Source organism: Mycolicibacterium cosmeticum (assembly GCF_000613185.1).
Taxonomy (GTDB): Bacteria; Actinomycetota; Actinomycetes; order Mycobacteriales; family Mycobacteriaceae; genus Mycobacterium; species Mycobacterium cosmeticum.
Window position 1 is genome coordinate 564,705 of sequence record NZ_CCBB010000003.1, and the last position, 15,167, is coordinate 579,871.

The following is a 15,167-nucleotide window of genomic DNA, read 5'->3' on the forward strand; positions in this document are numbered from 1 at the left end:
CATCGAAGTCAGCGGTCGGCATCCACGCGCCACGAGCGCAGGCGGCGCAGCAACGCGTCTTTCTTGTAATGGTGGCCGCTCATGCGGTGCAGGATGTCATCCAGTAGCGCCAGGGCGTCGTCGATGTGCGGGCCCTTGTTCAGCATCACGCATTCGGCGCGTTCACCCATGGCGGCATCACTGATCTCCGCGCGTGAGGGCAATCCGGTGGCGGCCAGCTGCTCCAGGACTTGGGTGGCCCAGATGACGGGCAGATGTGCGGCCTCACACAGCCACAGGATCTCTTCTTGCAGTTCGGCCAGGCGCTCGTAGCCCACCTCGACCGCGAGGTCGCCCCGGGCGATCATCACGCCGAGACGGGGCCGTCGCATCGCGGTGAGCAGAAGCTGCGGCAGATGTTCGAAGGCCCTGCGCGTTTCGATCTTGAGCACGATGCCGATCCGTTCACCGCCCGGGCGATCCAACAACTCGTGCAGCGTGAGCACGTCGGCGGGATCCTGCACGAACGACATCTCGACGAGATCGGCGATCTGTACGACTGTTTCGAGGTCGGCGATGTCCTTGTCGGTCAGCGCCGGCACCGGCAGGGCAGTGTCGGGGACGTTGATCCCTTTGCCGGCCCGCAGTTTCGAACCCGTCGTGGACGCGTGATCGATTCGTACCGTCAACTCGCCGGCCTGCACGTCGACGATCTGCCCGCTGATCCGGCCGTCGTCGAAGTGGATGGCCGCACCGGCGCGGGCGTTGTCGAACACTTCCGGCAAAGTGCAGCCGATCCGCGGCATGCCGACGGTGGTCACCGGTGCCGGCGAACAATCACGGGTGACCTTGAGCACGTCGCCGCGGCGCACAGTCAGGCTCTGTTCGAGCTCGGGCAGGAGACCCACCTGGACGGGGTCGTCGTCGCCGTGCACGGTCAGCTCGGTGCCGGTCAGCAGATAGGTCGTCTTGTCCGTCGTGGCGATCAGTCCGCCTTCGCGGTCGGCGTCGGCGATCAGGGTGAGACGGCGCTTCGCGCCGCGCGCGTCGTGCAGGGTGAGCACGTCGCCCGCTCTTCTGCGGCTGAGCCAGGGCGCGGGTACCGGGATGGTCGGGCCCGGCGGCGCGGCGGGACCGGCCGGTTGCGCAGCGGCCGACAGGCGCGCCCGCGCCGGGGCGAGCACACGGCCGAGGGCGTCGCGCTGCGGCCGGAGTTTCACGCAGCGCGGTCCCGGCTGAAGCGGACCGGTGCGGAGTTTGGGCCCGGCGAGATCCATCGCGATACGACAGTCCCGGTCGAGGTCGCGAGCCGCCTGCCGGACATGACGGGCCATCGCAGACCAGGCGGCGGCATCGTCGTGGGCACAGTTGATCCGCGCGATGTTCATCCCGCCCGCGATCAGCCGGCGCGTCAGGTCCGGGTCGGTGGCCGCCGATGACGGCAGCGTCACCATGATCCGGACCTCACGTCGTTGCGGGGTGGGGCCGAGCAGCTGTACCGACCGGGAGCGCAACAGTTGTCGGCCCTCACCGGCGCTGATAGCGGCGGGAGCGGGTGGTCGCCACGCCTTGCCCAGCATGGCCGCGACGGCGCATCGCACGAGCCTCAACGTGGCCTGCACGTGGGATTCGCTGCGGCCCAGGGAAGACAGACCGAATGCGGCGAGGCGCCGTTGCAGAGATCGCAGGTCGGCTTGCCGCAGCGCCCAATAGTGGACGGTATTGCGCGCGCTCGACCGATAATCCGCGCTCACCTGCGACAGCAGTGCATGCCACTGCGTCTCGGCTGAATCCAGGTGGTCGAGCAGATCGTCGAGGTGCCCGAGCAGTCGCACGAGCTCGCGATCGGTCGATACGTCGTCATGGTTGCGACGGCTGTCGTCGAACACCGCGGACATGATGGGCTCCTTGCCTGAAGTCCTGTCACCGAAGGGAATTCGTCGCGACCGACGATCCGCGACGGTGACTGCGAATCCGGTCAGCCGGCTGTCCCGGCGTGGCGCTCGCGGTGGATGCGGTCGTTGACGATGTGCTCGACGAGGATCGGTACGAACGTCTGGATCCGAGCATCGTCGAACTGCGCGGCGGCCTCCTGGCACCAGCCCAGAATCTCGGCCTCGTTGCGGCCCTCGTGCTCGGCGAGTTTCCTGGCGACCTCGGCGACCGAGCGGGCCGCTGCCGCGTCGGCTCCGCTGGCGCCCCGCCGCGGCACCGCGTCAAGGGCGAGGAAGGCGGCTTCTTGGGCGGTATCGGGTGGTATCACCCGCAGCGTCAGATGATGCCCGTCCTCGCCGATGACGATCAGGTTCTCGGGGTCGTCACCACTGAGCCCGAGGAGGTGGACGGTGCGCCCGTCGGCCGTGAGCTCGGCCGCGGCGTCGGTCCACCGGGTCCGGCCGTAGCCCACCAGCGCGACCGGGCCGAGCCGGCCCTGCACTGCGGCGAGAAGCTCGGGCAGTTCGTCGGCCAAGCGGTAGGACCGGGGCCACCAGGCACCGTCCACGTGCTCGCCGGAAGCCCGGCTGCCGGACATGCTCAGGCGGCTTTCGTGGGGCGTGTCGTAGTCGAGTTGTGCAGGTGCAGCTACGTACTGGTGTTTCGACAAAGTCTCGGCCTTTCGCTGATGAGTCGAAATGCGGGTTGTGCCATGGCTGGGAACGGCAGATCATGACCGGAATACGACTGTGGTGCAGCATGTTGAGCGCAGCACTTCCCAACACGGCGGCGGCGAGACCGGAGCGGTGTCGGGTCCACCCCGACGACTACGGGCGTGTCACCGGGGGCGTGCACGCCGCGCCATGCGCCGACTGGGCACGCCGCATGCGTTGCCACGTTCAATGAAGTGGATCCCATCAAGTGTGCTGCCGCCGGGCTCACATCGTCGGAGCCGACCATGGCCAGCAAGGCGTCCCGTCTGAGCCGGGCCACGGCCGTATCCGCAGCGTCGGTGGTGATCTTTTCGGTTATCTCGACAGTGGGAAACTCCCTGCGCACAACATCCTTGGTGCTCTGCAAGACGTGGCGGGCCGCGTCATTCTGGCTGCTGGCGGCCGCTGCCTGCATCGCGACGACTGCCGCATCGGCAATGAAGTGACCGACTGTTGTGCGTGAGCGCACCAGATGAAGACGTGTGCCGGTCCTGACGGCCACTGCCACGACGATCGCGCGCTGCGTTGTACTTCTGGCCACGCCCGCAACGCTACGAACGGAAGTGTCCGAGCGACAGGGCCGAAAGTCTCTATTGCGCACGGCTTTCAGATTCGACTGTTCGGTTCCCTGAGGTCACGATGCACAACTGCTCAAAGTGCCCGCGGTCGGACAGGTCCATCGGACCGCGGCGGAATCAGCCTGGCATGTGAAGTGGTGACCACCGCTTCCGTCACTTGTGCGGGCTTCGCGTTATCGAACCGATCCATCGATCGAGAAGGCGTCAAAAGCGGCGACTATTTGCTCTGGTGTTGCCTCTGGGTGGTCACGAGCGACGACATCGATCGCATGCCACGTTCCCGGTCCTATCTCGGACGTGCGAGGAGGCCGGCGCCCGGAGGTGACCGCCTCAGCGAGGAGTTCTCGGAAGATCGACTTCGCGGTCGACGCATGCGTGGACACATCTCCGACGATACAAAGCGTTGGTTACGCGCAAACGACGCGCGTGTTCCCATTTGTCGTTCGACGCATCTGGATGCCCGATTTCGACTCGAGGCGCTACGGAAGCAAGTCCGAAGAGACCCCGCGCAAGATCGAGGCAGCGGAGTGCGCGGTAATTTGCAGTGGCAAAAAAGAGCGGCGCTAACGAATTGATGCGCCGGACTTTCCGATAACCGAAATGCCTGAACATATTCCGCGGGCTCACGGGTGGGAATACCCTTTGTAGTTATCGACCGCGTGGTCGTCGAATCCAAGGAGGTTCGTCGTGCAAGTACAACAGCGCTTCCTTCTGGCCGGATTAGTTCCCTTGGTTTTCAATGGCATCGGCGTTTTGGCAGCACCGCCGGCTTCGGCCGACTGCACCAGTGCTGGTTACGCGACGGTTTGCGCACAGGGTGACGTTCGTGGCGGCGGACCGACTCCGCCGTCGGTGGCCTATCCCTCTTATTGTGCGGACACCTGGTATTGCGATGACGATTGGGGCATGGATGTGATCTGGGATCCAGGAATCGATATAGGTGGGCCCGGCCTACCCGGTCGTCCGGGCGGAATCGGCCCTCGACGCTGACCAAAACGGACCAGTGCTGGACACGTTCAATCGGAAAAGGAGCTCAATCATGCGCATTCGTAACCTCGTTGGTGCGACCCTGATGGCCGTGCCGATGGTCATCGGCAGTTCCGCCGTCGCCGCCGCGGATCCGCCGAACTGCACTGCAGCGGATCTGGCGGGAGTGATGTCCGGTGTATCCGCCGGAACCTCGGCTTATCTGTTCACGCATCCGGACGTAAACGCCTTCTTCACCGGTCTGAAAGGCAAGAATCGGGACGACATGCGGACCGCGATCACGGCCTACTTTGATGCAAACCCCCAAGTGAGTGACGAACTCAGGGCCATCAGGCAACCCGCGGCGGATTTCCGGGATCGCTGCAACGCCCCGGTCCCCGACACGCCGATGGGCTGACGGCTGTGCTCACCTGATCAGTTGCTCAACAAGATCGATGATTGTGCCGGTCAGTCGTTCAACGGCTCCTACGTGACCCTCATCAGGGAGGGCGGTCAGTCCGACGTGCTGTTTTCCTATGTCGTTGTCACACAATCCGTCTGACAAGAGTCGAAGCCCCAGGGCAACCACGGCAGAAACCGGTCCCGGCATCTTTACCGAATCTTGAGCCGACGCTGAGCGCGGCCATACCGGCCCAAGACAGGCTGGGGTGAGCGCGGTGACGCCCGGACCGAGCGCGCCGCGATCGACCCGAAAGGAAGCCTCGTGAAAAGAACTGTGCTGGCCGGCGCGGCCGCGGTGGCGGCGGCGGTCACGCTCGCCTCGTGTAGCAACTCCACGCCCGCGGCCGGGCCGTCACCGGCCGCGACATCCACCTCGGCCACATCCACCTCGGCGGCCCCGTCGGCCGCCGCGCACAACCACGCCGACGTGATGTTCGCGCAGATGATGATCCCGCATCACCAGCAGGCGATCGAGATGAGCGACATGATCCTGGGCAAGCAGGGCATCGACCCGAAGGTGACGGATCTGGCCACCCGGATCAAGGCGGCGCAGGGCCCCGAGATCGACCAGATGAAGGGCTGGCTGTCGCAGTGGGGCACCCCGGCCATGGCTCCCTCCTCGTCCATGCCGGGCATGGGGATGCCCGGCATGGATATGCCCGGTATGGGCATGCATGGCGAGGGCATGATGTCGGAGCAGGATATGGCTGCGCTGCAGAACGCCCAGGGCGTCGCCGCGAGCAAGCTGTTCCTGACGCAGATGATTGCGCATCACCAAGGCGCGATCACGATGGCCGAGACCGAGATCCGGACCGGTCAGTTCCCGGATGCGATCGCGTTGGCCAACAACATCAAGACCAGCCAGCAGAAGGAGATCGAGACGATGAGGTCGATCCTGGCGACGTTGTAGTGGCTAGGCGGTCGGACCGGTGATCGGCACCACCAAGGTGAACGTCGCGCCGTGTCCCGGTCCGGCGCTGGTCGCCGTGAGGTCGCCGTGGTGGGCCTCGGCAAAGGCCTTGGAGATGGCCAGCCCGATGCCCGCACCGCCGTGCTGCCGGTCCCGCGCGGCGTCGACGCGGTAGAACCGCTCGAAGATGTGCGGCAGGTGTTCGGCCGGGATGCCGTCGCCGTTGTCGGACACCGTCACCGTGAGGTTGCGCTGGTCGGCGGTGACCCGCACGTGTACCCGGCCACCGGCCGGCGTGTGCCGCAGGGCGTTGTCCAACAGATTCTGCAGCACCTGACCGATCCGCTGCGGATCCCACCGAACCTGCGGCAGTTCGGCGGGCAGCTCACTGGTCAATGCAACGGACTTGGCGGCATAGCCGCCGGCGGCCGCCGCCACCGCATCGCGCACCACCGGAGCCGCGGCGCCGAGCTGCAGGTCGAGCGACGCGCCGCCCTCCTCGGCGCGCGCCAACGCCGCGAAATCCTGGGAGAAGCGCACCAGGCGGTCCGCCTGGCCGCGCAGCATGGACATCGTCTCGGCGTCCATCACCCGCACACCGTCCTCGACGGCCTGCAGATAGACCTCCAAAACCGATACCGGCGTACGGATCTCGTGGGCCAGATCGCTGAACATCCGTTGCCGGGTGAGCTCCACGCTGCCCAGCCGCTGGGCCATCTGGTTGAAAGCGGCGGCCAGACTGTCGAAGTCGGTTCCCAGGCCGGCCGGCGCGACGCGAATATCGTAGTGGCCCGCGGCCAACGCGCTGGCGGCCGCCGACACCTCGGACACCGAACGCTGTAGCCGGCGACTGAAATAGGCGCTCACCACCAGCGCGGCCAGGGCGGCGACCGCCACCGCCACCGCGGTCGACAGTGCGGTGGCATAGCGGTAGGCCTGCTCGGCGTGGAACTGCTCGTCGGAACCGTGGCCGACACCGGCTCGGCGCAGATGCTCACGGAACAGCGGCGGACCGACCACCGCGGCGACGACCAACGTCGTCAGCCCGCCGGCCAGCAACACCAGGGCCTGCGCGCCCAGAAGCCGCGCGCCCAGACCGAATCTCGGTCGCGGCCAGCCGAAAGCGCTGCGCTGCACCGTCGTTGAGGAGGTCATGCGCCCGTACCCATGCGGTATCCGACGCCCCGCACCGTCTGCACGAAGCGGGAATTGGCCGCGTCGTCGCCGAGCTTGCGGCGCAGTTGCCCGATGTGGACATCGACGAGGTGGTCATTGCCCACCCACGAATCACCCCAGACCGTCTGCAGGATCTGTCCGCGGGAGAACACCACACCCGGTCGTGCGGACAGGGTGGCCAGAATGTCGAACTGGGTGCGGGTCAACGAGATCGACACGTCGTTCAGCGTCACCTCGCGGCGGTCGATATCGATGGACAGCGGCCCGAACACCCGCGGGGGAGCGGATTCCGGCGGCGCGGTGCGGCGCAGATCGGCCAGTGCCGACACGGTGCGGGGCCGCCGCAGCATGGCCCGGATGCGCGCCACCAACTCCCGCGGATTGAAGGGTTTGGTGACGTAGTCGTCGGCGCCGACCGAAAGACCCACGATGGTGTCCGTCTCGGAATCACGGGCGGTGAGCATGACCACGTAGGCGTCGGAGAACACCCGCAGTTGCCGGCACACCTCGACACCGTCGATACCCGGCAGGCCCAGGTCGAGCACCACCACGTCGGGATCGACTTCCCGAGCCAGCACCACCGCGTCGGACCCGGTGTGACACACCGTGACCTCAAACTGTTCGCGCTCAAGGTAACTGCCCACCACGTTGGCCAGGCCCACCTCGTCATCGACCACCAGAGCGCGAAATCCCGAACCGGGTCCGGCGGGTGCTGTCGCGTTGTCCATGCACGTATGGTGCCGCCTACCTGCGGCCGATGGGCACACCGGGCCCACTTTGACCGAATCTTCATCAAAGCAATACCGATTTCGCCGGTGAACCCGCTCATCGTGGCAGATGGTGAAGGGGGTGTCGATGAGCGGGGAAGCTGCCCTGACGCGGCGCGGGTTTCTGGCGGCCACCGCACTCGGGGGACTCGCGCTGGCCGGATGCGGTCACCGCGCCCGCACCGGCGGCGGTGCGTCAGGTCTGGCCGATGCGATCGAGGCGGCCGAAGCGGCCCGCCCGCACACGGGGCGCACGGTGGAGGTGAGGCTGACCGCCGGATCGGCGGCCTTGGACCTCGGCGGCACCCGGGCGCAGGCCTATGCCTACAACCAGATGCTGCCGGGGCCGTTGATCCGGGCCGATGTCGGCGACGAACTGGCGGTCACGCTGGTCAACGGTCTACCGCAGGCGTCGTCGGTGCATTGGCACGGATTGGCGTTGCGCAACGACATGGACGGCGCGGCACCGGCCACGCCGGATGTCGCGCCGGGGGCGGAGTTCACCTACCGCTTCACCGCACCACATCCGGGTACCTACTGGGCGCATCCGCACACCGATCTGGATGCCGACCAGGGTTTGTATCTACCGGTGATCATCGACGATCCGCGCGAACCCGGTGCCTACGACGCGGAATGGATCGTGATACTCGACGACTGGACCGCCGGAATCGGCAGCAGCCCGCGACAACTGTTCGACGGGCTGCAGGCGATGGGCATGGGCGGGCACGCGATGGGTGGCATGCCGGGCATGGGATCGGGTCCGGCGGTGCCCGGCGTCGGTGGTGTCGGCACCAGCGATCTGCTGGGGGGTGATGCGGGTGATATCAGCTACCCGACCTATGTCATCAACGGCCGGGTCCCGGCGGCGCCCGCCACGTTCGCGGCGAAACCCGGTCAGCGACTCCGGATCCGATTCATCAACGCGGGCTCCGACACCGCGTTTCGGGTGGCCCTTGCCGAGCACACGATGACCGTGACCCACACCGACGGATTCCCGGTGGTGCCGACCGACGTGGACGCCCTGCTGCTGGGCATGGGGGAACGCTACGACGTGGTGGTCACCGCGGGCGACGGTGTGTTTCCGTTGGTGGCCTCGGCGGAGGGCAAGAACGCGTACGCCCGAGCGGTGCTGTCCACGGCGGCCGGTACCGCACCCGCAGCGGATTACGTGCCTGCCGAGTTACGCGGCCGGGTCGGCACGGTGGCCACGTTCGCCGCCGCACCTGAGGCGGTGCTGTCGGCCGGACGTGCCGACGGGACGCTGACCGCTCGGCTGGCCGGCGACATGATGAGTTACGACTGGACCATCAACGGCCGCCCCTACGGACAGGCGGAGCCGCTGCGGGTTCAGCAGGGCCGCACCGTCGACCTCGTCTTCGTCAACGACACCACGATGTGGCACCCGATGCACCTGCACGGGCACACATTCGAGGTGCTGACCGCCGACGGACGGCCCGGCCCGCGTAAAGACACCCTGATCGTGTTGCCCCGGCAGAGGATCGGCGTACGGCTGGTCACCGACAATCCCGGTACCTGGATGTTGCACTGCCATAACACTTATCACCAAGCGGCCGGGATGATGACCACCCTCGATTACGTCGCCGGGTGACGGGCGCGTGCTGGTCTTCGGCTGCGACGCTCACGTCGGTCCGCCTGCGAGAGCACCCGGCACGGTAAACTCCGTTCCGACAATCGGAGGGTGTGGCCAGTGGGTGTGCGAGGTTTCGGGGATCTGGAAGCCGTCGTGATGGACAGGATCTGGAATCGCGACCCCGACACCGTCACGGTGCGTGACATCTTCGAAGAGCTCGCCGCGGAACGGCAAATCGCGTACACCACCGTGATGTCGACGATGGACAACCTGCATACCAAGGGCTGGCTGGAACGCGAACGCGACGGCCGTGCCTACCGGTACTGGGCGATCATGACGCGTGAAGAACACACCGCCCGACTGATGCGGGAGGCGCTCGACGACGGTGGCCGGTCCGAATTGGTGTTGAGTTACTTCGTCGAACAGATCGGGCCGACGGCGTCGGACAGCCTGCGCGATGCGTTACGCCGGATGAGTCGCCGAAGCAGTAGGGCCAAGAAGCGGTGACCGCGCTGGCCGGGTTGGCCGTTTACAACGGCGCGCTGCTCGTCCTGGGGCCGGCGGTGCTGACCCGGATGACGCGTAGCGGCCACGCTCCCCGCACCGCGGTGGCACTGTGGCTCACCGCGATCGTCAGCGCGGTGGGCACCACGCTGCTGATCGCGACCTTCCTCGTGGTGGACGTGATCGCCCATTGGGGGGAGCCCGGGGCGTTCGTGGCATCGTGTGTGGAACTGCTGTGCGACTTGGCTTCTGGGGCTGCCGGTCCGATACCCCAGTTCGCCGTGCTGGCCGTCGCGCTGGCCGCCGTGGCGACCACCGTCGTGCTGGGCGTGCGATTGGTCCGCACCATCACCAGGCTGCGCGACCACGCCCACGATCATGGCGAGGCGATCCGGATGGTCGGTCAACCGATGCACGGCGGCGACGTGTACGTCGTGAAGTCCGGGGAAAGGGCCGCCTATTGTGTGGCGGGTCGGCCGTCGACCATCGTCGTCACCAGTTCCGCTGTCGCCGCACTCGGTGAACGGGAACTGGGTGCGGTTCTCGCTCACGAACGTGCGCACCTGGCCGGCCACCACCAGAGCATCGTGACCGTCCTGCGTGGGCTGGCCGCCGTCGCCCCGCGGATCAGGCTGCTCACCCGCGGCGCCGGGGAGGTGGCACGGCTGCTGGAAATGTGCGCCGACGACGCTGCGGTGCGCCGCTACGGCGAACACGCGCTGTTGGACGGCCTGCTGGCGCTCGTCGGTGCCGCACCCGCGCACGCGCTCGGTGCTGCCGACGTCGCGGTGCTTCGCCGCGCACAGCGTCTGGCCGAGCCGGCGACCAAGGGGGCCCGCCTGGCGGCACAGATCATGCTGGCCGGCGTCGGCACCGCCATCGCGGTGGGTCCGCCCGCAGTGCTCGGTCTGGCCCTGTCCGGTTTCTCGCCGTGTCTGGGTTGAGCGGCTGTACCTGGCCCCGGTGGGTGACCGGGACATCAGGCTGCAGAGGCCTTTTCACGTCTCGATGACGCGCGTGACGTAGGGGGTCATTCCGCTCGTCCGAACCGGCGACACCTTCACCGGGACGCCGGTCTGCTGCGCTTCCAGCATCTGTCCGGCGCCGAGGTAGATCGCCTCGTGTTGCCCTCCGCCCGGTCCCCAGAACAGCAGGTCGCCGCGCTTGGCCTGCGACGGCGCCACTTTGCGGCCCGCGTCGTACTGATCGCCGGAGTACCGCGGCAACAGGATGCCGACGCCGGCAAAGGCGTAACGGGCCAGACCCGAGCAATCGAACCCCACCGTCCCGGCACCGGAATCGATCCCGCGGCTGGGGCCGGTCAAGCTGCCGCCGCCCCAGGAATAGGGCACCCCGATCTGCGACCCGGCGCGCCGGATGACGTACTCGACCGCCTGCCGGCCGTAGACGCGGTTGCCACGCAACGCCGGCGCCGCGTTCTCCGCCGGGCCCAAGATGCCCAGACTGCCCAGGAACTTGCGCCCGAGATCCATCGTCGTCTGCGCCGCCATGGCGCTGGCTTGTAGCGAGGCGTTGGCGATGGCCAACGGATCTCCCGGGGCCCCGGCGCTGAGCAGGCTGGGCAGGGTGGGATCCCAGGCACCGTTGGGTTGGCTGCGAGCCGGTCCGGCGGGAGCGAGGAGGACCGAAGCCAGCGCGGCACCACCCAGGGCCAACGCGCGCCGCCGACCCACACCGGACGCAGTGGCACGGCCGGTGTGCACTTGCGCAAAAGTCCTCACGTCACGATCCCCTTTTGGTGGTCGCACAGGGCCGCCACACATCGTTGCGGTGCTTGCGGACAGCGATCCCACTCCATCGCACTACGTTTCGAACAAATACGTAGTCACGCCGTACAACAAGAGCCACGCTACACCACATTGGCAACATTGGTAACATGCCCAGCAAATATCACGTGTGTAATTCGTTGTCGGAGTTCGTGACTCGACGTCGATGCACCGCGGGTGACCGTGGCGGCGATTGGCCGGCGGCCCGCAATCCCGGTGCGGATAAACCGGGCCTCTCTATGAAACAGTTCAGTATTTGCCCGTATGCGTGAATGGCATGTCGCCAGAACGCTTCTCGGTGCTGGCAAGACCTACTGTTTGTCGCAGTACTATTTATGACAGTAGAACGACGTCGGAAAGGAGGCCGGTGCACGGTACCCGAGGTCGCCGGTTGTGGTGGATCGGTGCCGCGGTCGCGTCGACCGCGGTACTCGTCGCCGTACTGGTCGGCGTGCTGACCCGCACCGCGCCGTCGGAAGCGCAGGCGGATGCCAAGGCGGCGCGGGACCGGTGCGTGAGCGATGTCCGCGCGAGGTTGCCGGCGTCGTCGAATCCGTCGATCTCGGTGGACAACGCGGTCACGGACCCGCTGGATCCCGACGTCAAGGACCTCTTCCCGCTCATGCTCGACGAGTCGCTCAAAGGTGTCGAACATTCCCGGATCACGGTATGGGCGGTGACGGGCGTGGTGCAGACCGACACCGAAATCGGCACCCCGATCCGAGGGCCCTTCGAATGCCGTGCCTACAACGTCGACGGCACCACTGTCGACACGCTCGTCCTGCTCGACCACGGGCATTGACACGATCGAACGACCACTGCGCGCCAGACTGGCCGCAACCTCGTTCAGCGGTCGAGGATCACGCGGGTACTGGCTTCCGGACTCAGGTCGATGCGGCGCAACAACTGGGCGTTGAGCGCGACCACGACCGTGGACAACGACATCAGGATGGCCCCGACCGACATGGGCAGCACGAATCCGATCGGAGCCAGGACGCCGGCGGCCAGCGGCACCGAGATCAGGTTGTAACCGGCGCCCCACCACAGGTTCTGCTTCATCTTCCGGTAGCTGGCACGGGAGAGCTCGATCACCGACAGCACCGACCGCGGGTCCGAGCTGGCCAGGATGACCCCGGCCGAGGCGATCGCGACATCCGTTCCGGCGCCGATCGCGATGCCGACGTCGGCTTGGGCCAGTGCCGGTGCGTCGTTGACGCCGTCACCCACCATGGCCACCTTCTTGCCCTCGTGCTGCAGACTGGCGACCTTCGCCGCCTTGTCTTCGGGTCGCACACCGGCGAACACCCGGTCGATCTGCAGTTCCGTTCCGACCGCGTGTGCTACCGCCTCGGCGTCCCCGGTGATCATCACGACCTCGACGCCGAGTGTGTGCAGGGCCTCGACGGTTTGGCGGGACTCGGGCCGCACCTCGTCGGCCAGGCGGAGGCCGCCGATGACACCGCCGTCGCGCACGACGTGCAGGATGATCGCTCCCTCGCCACGCCACGCCGCGGCGGCACCGACTTCGTCGGCTCCGACCTCCGCGAGCAGCCGAGGGCCGCCCACCCGCACCTCGTGGCCGTCCACGGTCGCGGTGACGCCGACCGCCGGTGAGGACGTGAAGCCGCTCGGGTGGGGCATTGTCAGGCCGCGTTCCTGCGCGGCGCGCACGATGGCGCGCGCCAGCGGGTGTTCGCTGTCCGATTCGGCGGCGGCCGCCGCCGCGAGCACCGCATCACCGTCGAGGTCGCCGACGGGCTCGACCGCCGTCACGGTGGGCTCGCCCTTGGTCAGCGTGCCGGTCTTGTCGAACAGCACGGTGTCGACCGTGCGCATGCTCTCCAGCGCCAGTCGATCCTTGATCAGCACACCGCCGCGGGCCGCCCGCTCGGTCGCGATCGAGACCACCAGCGGGATCGCCAGACCCAAGGCATGCGGGCACGCGATCACCAACACGGTGATGGCCCGCACGACCGCGGCATCGGGATGGCCACCGAGCGTCCACACCACGGCCGTGACGGCGGCTGTGGCCAGGGCGAACCAGAACAGCCAGCCCGCCGCGCGGTCGGCCAGACGCTGGGCGCGTGACGAGGAGTTCTGCGCCTCGGTCACCAGCCGCTGAATACCGGCAAGGGTGGTGTCGTCGCCGGTCGCCGTTATCCGGACCCGCAAACCGGAATCGGTCGCGACCGTTCCTGCGGTCACGTCGTCACCGGTTTCCTTGGCCACCGGCCGGGATTCCCCGGTCACCATCGACTCGTCCATGTCCGCACGGCCGTCGACGATCACGCCGTCGGCAGGCACGCTGCCGCCGGGGCGGACGATGACGAGGTCACCCACCCGCAGCTCGGAGACGGCCACGGTGACCGTGCTGTCGCCGTCGATCTTCTCGGCCTCGTCGGGCAGCAGGGCGGCCAGGGAGTCCAGCGCGGACGTCGTCTGGGCCAGCGAGCGCATTTCGATCCAATGCCCCAGCAGCATGATCGCGATGAGCAGCGCCAGTTCCCACCAGAACTCCAGTTCATGGTGCAGCAACCCGAGACTGGCTCCCCACGACGCCACGAAAGCGACCGTGATCGCCAGCCCGATGAGCAGCATCATCCCCGGTGTGCGAGAACGAATTTCGCTGATCGCTCCGGTCAGGAAGGGGCGTCCGCCGACGGCATACATGACCGTGCCCAGCACCGGGGCGACCCAGCGGGCGCCGGGGAAGTCCGGTACCTGATATCCGACGAGCATCGCGAACATCGTGGAGAAGGCCACGACGGGGATGGCGATGGCCAGGTTGACCCAGAACAGCTTTCGGAATTGCGCGACGTGATCGCCGCCGTGTCCGGCATGGCCGCCGTGGCCGGCATGAGCGCCGGATGTGGATTGCGGGTGGTGGTCGGTGTCGACGGCGTGGTGGCCATCGTGCGGATGGGCCATGATCACTCCTCCGTCGGCGTGCTCATGGCACCCGCACGGCCGAATAGCCGGCCTCGTCCACCGCCGCCAGGATCTCCGCGTCGTCGATCTCGGCGCGGGCGGACACGCTCAGCTTGCCCGTCTCGGCGCTGATCTCGACACTCTGCACGCCGGCGATCCGGCCGACCTCGGTGCGGACGGATGCTTCGCAATGACCGCATGACATTCCGGTGATGTGGTATTCGCTCGTGACCATGTGAGGCTCCTTTCTCGATACCCCTCGGGGGTACCCACGATCACCATATACCCGGGCGGGGTATCGGTAAAGGTGCCGCTGCATCCGAACGCGTCACAGTCTACGTATCTAGTACGTAGATGGGGCACCGTCCGGGCGGCGGGCGCGGTGGGCGTCGCGTGTGCGGGTTTGCCGGGCGCGGTGGACGTCCGGCCACCCGACTGGGCCCGTGGTCGTGTCGGGGGCGATCGGCCCACCGCCTGGGGTGCTGAGCATGGGGTAGCCGGTGAGGGCGGGGGCGGCATTCGGCGGATTCCAGCAGTCGTCCGGTTGCGTCACAGCGAGAATGCGAGTGGGCGACACCGGCTCGGGCCGGCAGGTGACCTGAAAGCTGGTGACAAGGACCATCTTTGGAGATCATCCGGACCGCACGGCGCGGGCCCGGGGAATCTGGGCGTGCTGCCGGGGGGAGGTCGAAATCTACTCCAGCGTTATTTGCTGAATTGCTCAGCTAAGACGGATGAGAGCGGATATTCCGGCCGTCGGCCGGGCCCACTCGATTCGCCAGAAATCGGCCCGCCGGGGTGCTGAGCAGGAATCTCTGCGGTAGGGCGGATGACCGGTGCGGGAGGCGGCCGGTGGCCGGTCCCGTGTCGC

General features: G+C 67.3%; 15 protein-coding genes. 8 read left to right on the top strand and 7 right to left on the bottom strand.

Features of this window, described 5'->3' with window-relative positions; genetic code table 11:
• Positions 1–8: 8 nt before the first annotated feature.
• Both BN977_RS21860 and BN977_RS21865 read right to left on the bottom strand, forming a co-directional pair.
• Positions 9–1,877 carry a pyruvate kinase gene (locus BN977_RS21860; protein ID WP_084172645.1) on the bottom strand — a complete coding sequence of 623 codons (1,869 nt, stop codon included), beginning with the start codon at positions 1,875–1,877 and terminating at the stop codon, positions 9–11.
• A gap of 80 nt (positions 1,878–1,957) precedes the next feature.
• Positions 1,958–2,512 carry a DUF5994 family protein gene (locus BN977_RS21865; RefSeq protein WP_036401483.1) on the bottom strand — a complete coding sequence of 185 codons (555 nt, stop codon included), beginning with the start codon at positions 2,510–2,512 and terminating at the stop codon, positions 1,958–1,960.
• A gap of 309 nt (positions 2,513–2,821) precedes the next feature.
• Here BN977_RS21865 and BN977_RS32945 point away from each other — a divergent pair, with 309 nt between their 5' ends.
• The 4 genes from BN977_RS32945 (at position 2,822) to BN977_RS21875 (ending at position 5,543) form a co-directional block, all read left to right on the top strand.
• Complete coding sequence (locus BN977_RS32945) at positions 2,822–3,073, top strand: hypothetical protein (RefSeq protein WP_165576363.1); 252 nt, start codon at positions 2,822–2,824, stop codon at positions 3,071–3,073.
• Positions 3,074–3,892: 819 nt separating this feature from the next.
• Positions 3,893–4,195 (top strand): hypothetical protein, encoded by a 303-nt coding sequence (locus tag BN977_RS33680; protein WP_084172646.1) that lies wholly within the window; start codon positions 3,893–3,895, stop codon positions 4,193–4,195.
• A 49-nt stretch (positions 4,196–4,244) separates the two neighbouring features.
• Positions 4,245–4,589: a heme-binding protein gene (locus BN977_RS21870; protein ID WP_036404150.1), complete on the top strand. Its 345-nt coding sequence runs from the start codon at positions 4,245–4,247 to the stop codon at positions 4,587–4,589.
• Positions 4,590–4,895: 306 nt separating this feature from the next.
• Positions 4,896–5,543 carry a DUF305 domain-containing protein gene (locus BN977_RS21875; protein WP_036401485.1) on the top strand — a complete coding sequence of 216 codons (648 nt, stop codon included), beginning with the start codon at positions 4,896–4,898 and terminating at the stop codon, positions 5,541–5,543.
• A gap of 3 nt (positions 5,544–5,546) precedes the next feature.
• Here the strand turns inward: BN977_RS21875 and BN977_RS21880 are convergent, their stop codons facing one another.
• Together BN977_RS21880 and BN977_RS21885 are read right to left on the bottom strand one after the other, a co-directional pair.
• Positions 5,547–6,698 (bottom strand): sensor histidine kinase, encoded by a 1,152-nt coding sequence (locus tag BN977_RS21880; RefSeq protein WP_036401488.1) that lies wholly within the window; start codon positions 6,696–6,698, stop codon positions 5,547–5,549.
• The gene (locus tag BN977_RS21885) at positions 6,695–7,447 is read right to left on the bottom strand and encodes a response regulator (RefSeq protein ID WP_024454095.1); all 753 of its coding nucleotides are present in this window, start codon (positions 7,445–7,447) and stop codon (positions 6,695–6,697) included. Before BN977_RS21885 ends, BN977_RS21880 begins: the two co-directional genes overlap by 4 nt.
• A 127-nt stretch (positions 7,448–7,574) precedes the next feature.
• Here BN977_RS21885 and BN977_RS21890 point away from each other — a divergent pair, with 127 nt between their 5' ends.
• The 3 genes from BN977_RS21890 (at position 7,575) to BN977_RS21900 (ending at position 10,525) form a co-directional block, all read left to right on the top strand.
• Entirely contained in the window at positions 7,575–9,095 is a 1,521-nt protein-coding gene (locus tag BN977_RS21890; RefSeq protein ID WP_036404152.1) for a multicopper oxidase family protein, read from the top strand.
• A 99-nt stretch (positions 9,096–9,194) separates the two neighbouring features.
• Positions 9,195–9,584, top strand: a complete 390-nt coding sequence (locus BN977_RS21895; protein WP_024454097.1) for a BlaI/MecI/CopY family transcriptional regulator — start codon at positions 9,195–9,197, stop codon at positions 9,582–9,584.
• Positions 9,581–10,525 (top strand): M56 family metallopeptidase, encoded by a 945-nt coding sequence (locus BN977_RS21900; RefSeq protein ID WP_036401491.1) that lies wholly within the window; start codon positions 9,581–9,583, stop codon positions 10,523–10,525. Before BN977_RS21895 ends, BN977_RS21900 begins: the two co-directional genes overlap by 4 nt.
• Before the next feature lie 54 nt (positions 10,526–10,579).
• On the opposite strand, the gene ripB is transcribed toward BN977_RS21900, so the two are convergent.
• A complete protein-coding gene (gene ripB / locus BN977_RS21905) occupies positions 10,580–11,323 on the bottom strand; it encodes an NlpC/P60 family peptidoglycan endopeptidase RipB (RefSeq protein ID WP_407661203.1) in 744 nt (247 codons plus the stop codon).
• A gap of 412 nt (positions 11,324–11,735) precedes the next feature.
• Between ripB and BN977_RS21910 the strand changes: the two genes are divergently transcribed.
• Complete coding sequence (locus BN977_RS21910; protein WP_036401494.1) at positions 11,736–12,170, top strand: hypothetical protein; 435 nt, start codon at positions 11,736–11,738, stop codon at positions 12,168–12,170.
• 44 nt (positions 12,171–12,214) lie between these two features.
• On the opposite strand, the gene BN977_RS21915 is transcribed toward BN977_RS21910, so the two are convergent.
• The gene (locus BN977_RS21915) at positions 12,215–14,296 is read right to left on the bottom strand and encodes a heavy metal translocating P-type ATPase (RefSeq protein ID WP_036404154.1); all 2,082 of its coding nucleotides are present in this window, start codon (positions 14,294–14,296) and stop codon (positions 12,215–12,217) included.
• A 22-nt stretch (positions 14,297–14,318) separates the two neighbouring features.
• Positions 14,319–14,531, bottom strand: a complete 213-nt coding sequence (locus BN977_RS21920) for a heavy-metal-associated domain-containing protein (protein ID WP_024454102.1) — start codon at positions 14,529–14,531, stop codon at positions 14,319–14,321.
• Positions 14,532–15,167 lie beyond the last annotated feature (636 nt).

What these genes read in the sequence shown, in the direction of transcription:
- BN977_RS21860 (WP_084172645.1), bottom strand. Translation starts at nt 1,877, where the DNA reads ATGTCCGCGGTGTTCGACGACAGCCGTCGCAACCATGACGACGTATCG.
- BN977_RS21865 (WP_036401483.1), bottom strand. Translation starts at nt 2,512, where the DNA reads ATGTCCGGCAGCCGGGCTTCCGGCGAGCACGTGGACGGTGCCTGGTGG.
- BN977_RS21870 (WP_036404150.1), top strand. Translation starts at nt 4,245, where the DNA reads ATGCGCATTCGTAACCTCGTTGGTGCGACCCTGATGGCCGTGCCGATG.
- BN977_RS21880 (WP_036401488.1), bottom strand. Translation starts at nt 6,698, where the DNA reads ATGACCTCCTCAACGACGGTGCAGCGCAGCGCTTTCGGCTGGCCGCGA.
- BN977_RS21885 (WP_024454095.1), bottom strand. Translation starts at nt 7,447, where the DNA reads ATGGACAACGCGACAGCACCCGCCGGACCCGGTTCGGGATTTCGCGCT.
- BN977_RS21890 (WP_036404152.1), top strand. Translation starts at nt 7,575, where the DNA reads ATGAGCGGGGAAGCTGCCCTGACGCGGCGCGGGTTTCTGGCGGCCACC.
- BN977_RS21915 (WP_036404154.1), bottom strand. Translation starts at nt 14,296, where the DNA reads ATGGCCCATCCGCACGATGGCCACCACGCCGTCGACACCGACCACCAC.
- BN977_RS21920 (WP_024454102.1), bottom strand. Translation starts at nt 14,531, where the DNA reads ATGGTCACGAGCGAATACCACATCACCGGAATGTCATGCGGTCATTGC.